Here is a 1,152-nt window from a genome sequence, read left to right as displayed (position 1 = left end):
GTGCTGAGCGAGTTGCCATCAGCGGCGACCGATAAGGATCTGGATGGCCTGTTGCCGTGGAATCAGGATGAGGCTATGCCGGTGTAGTTAGTGGACCGCTTACGAATTAGTAGCTGCAGAGGCATCCTCCGGCTCACGGTTACAAAACGCAATTCCCATTGGATCAGACTCGGTTTGCGCTAACGGTTAGAAGTGACCAGGAAGGCGGATGGTAAGGTCACTGACATGACGACGACAGGAGAGAATAAGCTCGCCTAGGCCAGCCAACACCGGTACCAAAGCACATCCCGCACCATGGAGCTGGCCAAACCTTGGCAATCAGCAACTCGGGACTTAACCGTATTCTGAATTCTTTTGGCCGGGGGCAATAGCTTGTTAATCAACTCCAAGGGCTTGCTATCGTTATCTCACTAAAACAGTAGGACGCAAGTCGCCAACCCGCCGTTGTCCAATTTCCGGACAGTGTTTTCTAACAGTTGCGGACCAACCATGGGCGCGTAAACTAACGGCAACCGAGGGCAAAAGCCGGATTGGGGCACCGATCAAATGTCCTGACCCCGGACATCCAACTCCTATCAGTCTTGTGCCCAAAATCGGCGTTAATCGGTCAACATACTGATATATCGGTATTTTTTATGGTGATAGCTTTTTGGGTAAGTAATTGATCATGCGGACTTTTAGTCGATTAAGACCGCTTGCTATCGGGTAGTTGCGTCGCCCTCCGGAGGCGAAGGTCTCAGGTTCGAATCCTGACGGGCGGGCCATTTTGATGGCAGATCAACACTTTATACCCCCATCTCCCGGAACACTCCCAAATCCGAAAGGTCCCAGGTTTAAAATCAGGCGATCGCTCGTCGAGCTCTGAACATAAGCCTAGATTCATTGCAGATCAGCGCATTTTAAACGGGCTAATTGATCACGCGACAGGCACAGTGACCCTCAACGAGCATTAACACGGCTTTCGAGGTTACGGATTGCGTCGACAATTTCCTCGAAGCCCGGAGGTGCTGAGTACATCATGCCCGCACCCACCATTTTCTCATAGTCAGTGCGTATTCCAGGCCAAGGTTGCCACTGATTCCAGACGAAGCCTGCCACCCATTCCACGCGAAAGCTGCCACTGATTCCACGGCAAAGCTGCCACCCCGGCAG

Annotated in this window: 1 tRNA gene and 1 pseudogene; one reads left to right on the top strand and one right to left on the bottom strand. The window is 52.3% G+C overall.

The annotated features are described in order from the left end of the window. The first annotated feature begins 691 nt into the window (after positions 1-691). Positions 692-764 (top strand) — tRNA-Arg (locus ACFOZ5_RS13435). Between the two features lie 175 nt (positions 765-939). On the opposite strand, the pseudogene ACFOZ5_RS13430 reads toward ACFOZ5_RS13435, so the two are convergent. After that, positions 940-1,152: pseudogene (locus ACFOZ5_RS13430) on the bottom strand (hypothetical protein); the annotation flags it as partial.

The sequence above is a fragment of the Marinobacter lacisalsi genome (assembly GCF_042651045.1).
GTDB classification, from domain to species: domain Bacteria; phylum Pseudomonadota; class Gammaproteobacteria; order Pseudomonadales; family Oleiphilaceae; genus Marinobacter; species Marinobacter lacisalsi.
This window is presented reverse-complemented; position numbering and strand designations above follow the sequence as displayed.